Genomic DNA, 7265 nt, shown 5'->3' with positions numbered 1-7265 from the left:
CACACCTAAAATAGCACCGGTTAAAATGCCCGGTATCGCCAGTGGCAGAACGTGGTGAAAAATAGACTGCATCTTAGATGCTCCCAACCCAAGCGCTGCTTGCCGGATAGAAGGTGGTATTGCTTTAAGCGTCGAGCGGGTCGCAATTATCACTGTAGGTAAGGTCATCAGTGACAATACCAGGCCACCCACTATAGGCGCCGACATTGGCAGATTAAACCAGCCAATTAACACCGAGGCACCGAGCAGACCAAATACAATTGATGGTACTGCGGCCAGATTATTAATATTCACTTCAACCAAATCAGTCAGTTTGTTGCGTGGGGCAAACTCTTCCAGATAAATAGCAGCAGCAACTCCCATTGGTACCGCCAGCAGAATCACCACCAGCATCATATAAAATGAGCCCATAAAAGCCCCAGCCAAACCGGCTGATGCCAGTGAGCTACGCGAGTCCGGATTCATAAACAGCGCCAGGCTGAAACGGTTCTGAATAATGCCTTCGGCCTTGAGTTTATCTGCCCATTCGCGCAGTTTAGGGCTAAGTTGCTGCTGTTCATCCGGCAGGCTGCGGTCAATATTGCCTTTTAGCCAGACGTCAATGTTGGCATCTGTCAGCAAATGCAGCTGCCGGGTCTGGCCAATAATAGCCGGGTCTGCCACCACCATGTCACGCAGCGCAAAGCGTTCCCCTGAGGTGACAATACGAGTCAAATCGCGCCGGTGCTTGCTGGCATCAGGCAATACTTTTTGCAAGCTGTCGGTAATTAACCGGTTGAAGTTAATAAAGCCCACTTCAGTTTGCCAGGCCAGATCGCGCTGGCGGAAGTCGTTATCCGACTCATCAGCCTGCTGCACCGGTTTGGCAGGTATCTTAATAATCGCCGGATCAAAGTATATGTCCAGTGTCACCGCAGACTGCCAGAACGCTGGCACGCCTTTGGAAAAAATATTAATAAATAGCACGGCTACCAGCCCCAGGCTGATCAATACAGCACTTAGCCCCAGGCTGCGGAACAGCTTTTCTTTACGGTGGCGCTTGTTCAGTGATGCAATCACTTTTTGCTGCACCTGGCTGGGTGCGGCAACAGGCTTAATCGGGTTCTCTGCAATAATGGTCATAACTTACTCGTATTGCTCACGGTATTTACGCACTATCACCAATGCCATCACATTCAGCAGCAGGGTAATAACGAACAGGGTCAGGCCGAGGGCGAATGCCACCAGCGATTGCGGGCTGGAAAAGTCGTTGTCTCCGGTCAGCTGGTTAACGATGGTAACAGTGACTGTCGATACCGCTTCAAACGGGTTTGCAGTCAGCGCCGGGCTGTTACCTGCGGCCAGTACAACTATCATCGTTTCGCCAATCGCCCGGCTGACTGCCAGCAAAATAGCGCCGACTATTCCGGGCAAAGCCGCGGGTAACACCACTTTTAAGATGGTTTCAGATTTCGTGGCGCCAAGTCCAAGTGAACCATCGCGCATTGATTTAGGCACCTGCGTGATAATGTCATCCGACAGCGACGAGATAAACGGGATAATCATAATTCCCATCACCACACCGGCGGTTAACGCCGACGTTGCATTAATGTCTAACCCGATAGTCTGGCCTAAATCGCGCAGAAACGGGCCGACAGTCACCAGCGCAAAGAAGCCGTAAACGATGGTCGGGATACCCGCCAGCACTTCGATCATTGGTTTGGCCGTGTTACGCAGCTTCACCGGCGCATATTCAGCCAGGTACACAGCTACCATCAGGCCTAGCGGTATCGCTACCAACATGGCAATGCCAGCAATTAACGTGGTACCTGCCAGCAGTGGTACTAAACCAAAATCGCCCTGCTCGCCGACACCTACGGTGGAAAAGCGGGGGTTCCAGGTAGTACCAAAGAAAAACTCAGTTGGCGGGATATAACTGAAAAACTTCAGCGTTTCACCTACCATCGACAGCACTATGCCGATGGTGGTCAGGATTGCCACGGTGGAGCACAGCACCAATAACGCCTTAACTACCCGTTCAACCTGATGCCGGGCTTTTAGCCTTGGTGTAATTTTCTGCAGACTCAGTAACATGCCAATAGCGGCAATGACCGCCATCAGCGCTGTCAGCACTATGGCGCTGTTAGCCTTCAGTTGGCGCAAATGCTCTGCTGCACTAAGCTCCCAGGCTTCAGCATCGGCCACCACACCAAAGTTACTTGCCAGATTACTTATGCGCTGCGATACCACCCGTAGCTGCTCATCAGAAAGCGCAGTCACCTCTGCAGGCAGCTGCGCTACCATCATGGCGTTGATAACCGCCGGTGACAGCCACAACCACAGTAGCAGAATAAAAAATGCAGGCAGTACAGCCCACAACCCCACCATCATGCCGTAATGGTGAGGCCTGGAATGCATACGTAAATCAGAGTTAACTGTCGCCACTTTGCGGCTTCGGGTCATACCAAGCTGGTAGCCCAGTGCCAGCAAAACGAGCAGCACTACAATTAACGAAAGGTTACTCATGGTTGCTCCGTATACGGCTTACACATCATCAGATACTCTGGCTGGCAGTGTAAGCAGCTTTTATTTCATTTTTATGACAGTCATAAAGTAAAAAAGAGAACCCAAAACAGGTTCTCTTTAATCAAGCAAAGCAGATTATAGCGACTTTTTCTGCTTAATGTTCTGAATCATTTCAGCACGTTCTTCGTCAGACAACGGAATTAAACCGGCACTTTCCAGCACGCTGCCAAAACCAGACATTGCTTCGCTGACGTGGAACTGAGCATATTCCTGTAAGCCGGGGATCACACCGATATGCGCACCTTTCACATAGATGTAAAGTGGGCGCGATACCGGATATTCACCCGAAATAATTGTGTCCTGATTAGGCTCAACACCAGACATAGTCGCCACTTTAATGCGGTCACGGTTGGCTTCATAGAAGCTCAGACCGAATACGCCAATAGCATCTTTTTGTGCAGTCAAACGCGCCAGAGTTTCAGTGTAATCGCCGGCGATTTCAACAACACGGCCATCAGTACGCATTGCAGTACAGAACTTATGCGCGGCATCTTTTTCCATCGCTTTCACTTCCGCCAGGGTCTGACAGCCTGGTACAACCGCCTTTTCTTCATACACTTCACGGGTACCGTGGTTTGACCCCGGGATAGCCAGCAGAATGTCCTGATCCGGCAAGCTGCTGTCAATCTGATTCCAGCGGATGTAAGGGTTCGCAACCATTTTGCCGTTCTGAGGTACTTCAGCAGCTTGTGCTAAAAAGACGTGGCGCGGTTCCAGTTTGAAAATGGCCGCATCGGTCCGGGAAGCAAACACAATACCGTCGTAGCCAATTTTAACTTCAATGATCTCTTTTACGCCGTTTGCTTTACAGGCTTCCACTTCGTTTGGACGGATCTTACGTGATGAATTCGCAACATCGATAGTACTGGCGCCCACGCCCTGACAGAACTGACGTAAACCACCTGACGAACCGCCTGAACCTACAACCGGCGTACGGAACTGAGCAAAGTTATTACCAAATTCTTCAGCTACCACTGAAGAAAACGGCAAAACTGTAGATGAGCCGGCGATCTGGATAGTGTCACGGCTTTGTGCGTGCACGGCGGTAGACGCCGTCATGGCGATGGCAGAAGCCAGCAACAGATTTGAAAATTTGTTCAGTTTCATATTAATTCCTCGGTCATCCGGTTGTATGTACGGGCCAATGATGTACGCACATAGTTTGCTGCACTTTTATTGCAGTAATATGACAAAGGGAAATTATTTACGTCTGCCTCGATGATGCTACTGCTGCACACAGCAGCGGTTACGGCCCTGATGCTTGGCCTGATATAACGCCTGATCGGCCCTGAGTAACAATTTATCAAGATCGTCTTGCTGCGGCATATACATGGCAATGCCGATGCTGCAGCTAACAGACAATACGGTGCCATCGCTAAGCTTAAACGGGTGCGCAGCAACAGTCATTCTGAGCCGCTCTGCAGAGAGAATCGCAGTTTTCAAATCTATTTCCGGCATCAGGATAAAGAACTCTTCACCACCATAGCGGCCAGCTAAATCACTGTCACGAATGCTCTGCATGCACAACGCTGCAAATTCAGCCAGTACCCGGTCTCCGGCAGCATGGCCATACTGGTCATTAACTTGTTTAAAGTGATCAATATCCAGCATCATTACCGCTAAATCCTTTTGATAGCGGCTTGCGCGGCGAATTTCTGCCTGCGCCTGCTGAATGATGACACGCCGGTTAGTCAGCCCGGTCAAAATATCTGTGCTGGCCAGTTGCAGTAATTCTTCATTACGCTCTACCAATAACCGTTCGGTCTGCGCGTGCCGGTTCATCTCAGCCCGTAATGCAGCAGCCAACCGCCGGTAGCGCAGCGTACAAAACGCCAGAAATGCGATAACCAGCAACATCAGTAACACTGACTTAATCAGCAGCCGGTAGTCCGTCGCCACAGGCTCGGCATAGATAAAATTATCCAGCGGCCGTACGGTTTTAACCATACCGAGCGCCTGATAGGTGGCGGCTATCTGCTGCCAGCGGTCCGGGTTCATATGCCCGAGCTCAACCAGATCCGGCATCACCAGGCTACGGATAACGCGCGCCTCGTATTGCAAATGCGCCAGCGATTTCTCGGGGGCATCATGCTGATGAATATAATTGACGCTGTAATCAATATTATCCAGTGCAAACTGCCAGCCATCGAGGCTGGCCTTTCTGAATGCAGCGGCTTGCAGAGGGTGCTGTCGTAACCAGTCAGCATGACCGATTAAAATGTCCTGATAAAAATTCACACCGTACTCTACCGGCTGGATCACCCGGTACGGTACGCCGGATTGTTCCAGCTGATAGGGTTCATTCGACAGATAACCATTAAATGCATCGGTTTTGCCGCTTATCAGGTCATCCAGTTGCATGCTGGAGTTGCTAAGCTGCAGCTTACTGATATCAATGCCTTCTTTAGCAAAAACAGCCAGGAATTCGGCATTTTCCTGTGACAGGCTCAGCTCCAGCTTTCTGCTGGCAAGATCCTGTAAGGTATAAATGTCGGAATCAGCCCTGACCAGCCAGACATTCGGCGATTTTTGTAAGACGGCCGCCATTGCGACAACCGGGCGCCCCTGCAGATAGGCCAGCACAGCACCTGATGCTGACACCGCAAACTGAGCATTACCGGCCAGCAGTTGATCCAATGCAGAAATCCCGGGCGCACCGGGCACAATGTCGACCTTTAACCCGGCCTGCTGATAATAGCCTTGCTCCAGTGCCATATAGTAACCGGCAAACTGAAACTGATGATGCCAGCGTAACTGTAGTCTGATGACTTCTTCAGCACGTACATTCAGCATCATCAATGCCATTATCAGCATAACCAGCCTGATGATTATATTATTCACTGTCCCTGTCATTTTGCTATGGCATTAGAAGTGCCCGGCTTTTAGGTGCGGTAATGCTTTTTCAGTATAGGACAGGCTAAACAACGGTAAAGCGAAGCTGCAGAATAAAACAGCCGGCATAGGCCGGCTGTCGTGTATCAGGGGTTGAATAAACGGCTCAGTTGCGCCTGGGCAAGCGGCTCGCTCTGCTCTGCCGCCCGTTGATACCAGTCCCTGGCTTTTATCAGATCTTTACCGACTCCACGGCCATATTCATACATCCAGCCAAGGTTGTACTGCGCATTGGCATAACCCTGCTCGGCGGCGAGCAAAAACAGCTCGGCTGCTTTTTTATCATCAGCCTTTACCTGGCGGCCGTTTTTGTAGAACAGGCCCAGCGCCGTCAGTGCCCGTGGTACTCTGGCCGATAATGATTGCTGATATAAGTCAAAGGCTTTACGCTCGTCCATGCTAACGCCATAACCTTTCTCGTACATATAGCCTAAATAAGCAATAGCACGCTGATGCCCTTGATCTGCTGCTTTTTGGTACCATTTCACTGCCTGTTTATCGTCCTGCCGCACGCCTTTGCCAGTTTCATAACGCAACCCCAGATTAAACTGAGCATCGGCATCACCTGTTTCAGCTACCTTGCTGTACCAGTACAGCGCCTTCTCATCATCCTGCGGTACGCCACGACCTGCGCCATACATAAAGCCAAGATTATACTGTGCAAACACTACACCTTGCTCAGCTGCGCGCTGGTACCATTTCACGGCCTCAGCATCATTCTGCGAAGTACCGGTACCGTTGGCCAGGCGTAATGCTGTCAGATATTGTGCCTCAGCGTGCCCTTGCTCAGCCGCGCGTTTAAACCATTGCAAGGCAGAGGTTTCATCTGCCCCTCCTGAAGCATTCTGACTGAGTAGCGCTCCCAGCCTGAATTGGGCCTGCATATCTCCTGCTTCAGCGGCCTGCTCAAACAACACTGCCGCCCGGGCTTCATCCGTTCTGATGCCCCGCCCTTCGCTCAGGTGCACTGCAAGGTAATAGCAAGCTGTCGCATCCTGCCCGTTGCACGCAGCTTCAAGCGCTGCTACGGCTTTGCTGTCATTGTTACGCACACCACGCCCAAGAGAATAGCTGATACCCAGCTCCCGCTGTGCCTCTGTCAAGCCCCGGAACGCAGCTCTGCTAAATAATTCAAAGGCCCGGCTTTCATTTTTAGCGACCCCCTGTCCGTGCAGATAGTAATGCGCCAGCTGATAGCCCGCCCGTACATGTCCCTGCTCCAGTGCACGCTGATACCAGCCAATCGCCTGATTTATATCAGCTTTTGCTCCACGACCAGTCTGGTAACGCTCTGCTACTATAAACTGCGCATCGACATCGCCCTGAGCTGCTGCACGTTCGTACCATAGCAGTGCACTGGCATCATCCTGCGTCACACCACGGCCGTTGGCATACATAAACCCCAAATTGTACTGCGCCAATGCATATTGCTGCTCTGCCGCCTTGCGATACCAATACACGGCCAGCGCATCGTCCTGTGCTAACCCTTTACCATTGGCATGGGCAACAGCCAGCTGATACTGTGCCTGGGCCATGCCTTGCTCTGCCGCCTCACCGAACCAACGTGCAGCTTCAGTGTCGTCTGTTTGTATGCCATAACCATTGGCATACATCGCTGCCAGATTAAACTGGGCATCCACTTCGCCAGCCTGCGCTAGCGGGTACCAGTGGCTAAAGGCGTCTGCATAGTGCTGGCGCTGGAAAGCGCGCATGCCGGTATCGAAATTTGCCTCGGTCAGCGCTAACACGGCAAGTTCAGGTTGCTTTGATGGATTGGACGTAATGCGGGTCTGCGAAACGGAGCTATC

At 51.4% G+C, this 7265-nt stretch carries 5 protein-coding genes; all 5 read right to left on the bottom strand.

The annotated features are described in order from the left end of the window. Positions 1–1122 (bottom strand): PstA family ABC transporter permease (locus VIN66_RS07015; RefSeq protein ID WP_331923312.1); only part of this gene is annotated, 1122 nt, incomplete at its 3' end. Between the two features lie 3 nt (positions 1123–1125). Next, positions 1126–2505, bottom strand: coding sequence for a phosphate ABC transporter permease subunit PstC (pstC, locus tag VIN66_RS07010; RefSeq protein WP_331923311.1), 1380 nt, complete (start codon positions 2503–2505; stop codon positions 1126–1128). A 135-nt stretch (positions 2506–2640) separates the two neighbouring features. After that, on the bottom strand, positions 2641–3672 hold the full coding sequence (locus VIN66_RS07005) for a substrate-binding domain-containing protein (protein ID WP_331923310.1): 1032 nt from the start codon (positions 3670–3672) through the stop codon (positions 2641–2643). Between the two features lie 117 nt (positions 3673–3789). Continuing rightward, complete coding sequence (locus tag VIN66_RS07000; protein ID WP_331923309.1) at positions 3790–5406, bottom strand: diguanylate cyclase; 1617 nt, start codon at positions 5404–5406, stop codon at positions 3790–3792. A 137-nt stretch (positions 5407–5543) separates the two neighbouring features. Beyond that, the coding region (locus VIN66_RS06995) for a tetratricopeptide repeat protein (protein WP_331923308.1) at positions 5544–7265 on the bottom strand (1722 nt) is incomplete at its 5' end.

The sequence above is a fragment of the Rheinheimera sp. genome (assembly GCF_036568245.1).
Taxonomy (GTDB): Bacteria; Pseudomonadota; Gammaproteobacteria; order Enterobacterales; family Alteromonadaceae; genus Alishewanella.
The sequence above is the reverse complement of the archived record's forward strand: the minus strand, read 5'-3'. Positions and strand labels throughout refer to the sequence as shown.

What these genes read in the sequence shown, in the direction of transcription:
- VIN66_RS07005 (WP_331923310.1), bottom strand. Translation starts at nt 3,672, where the DNA reads ATGAAACTGAACAAATTTTCAAATCTGTTGCTGGCTTCTGCCATCGCC.
- pstC (WP_331923311.1), bottom strand. Translation starts at nt 2,505, where the DNA reads ATGAGTAACCTTTCGTTAATTGTAGTGCTGCTCGTTTTGCTGGCACTG.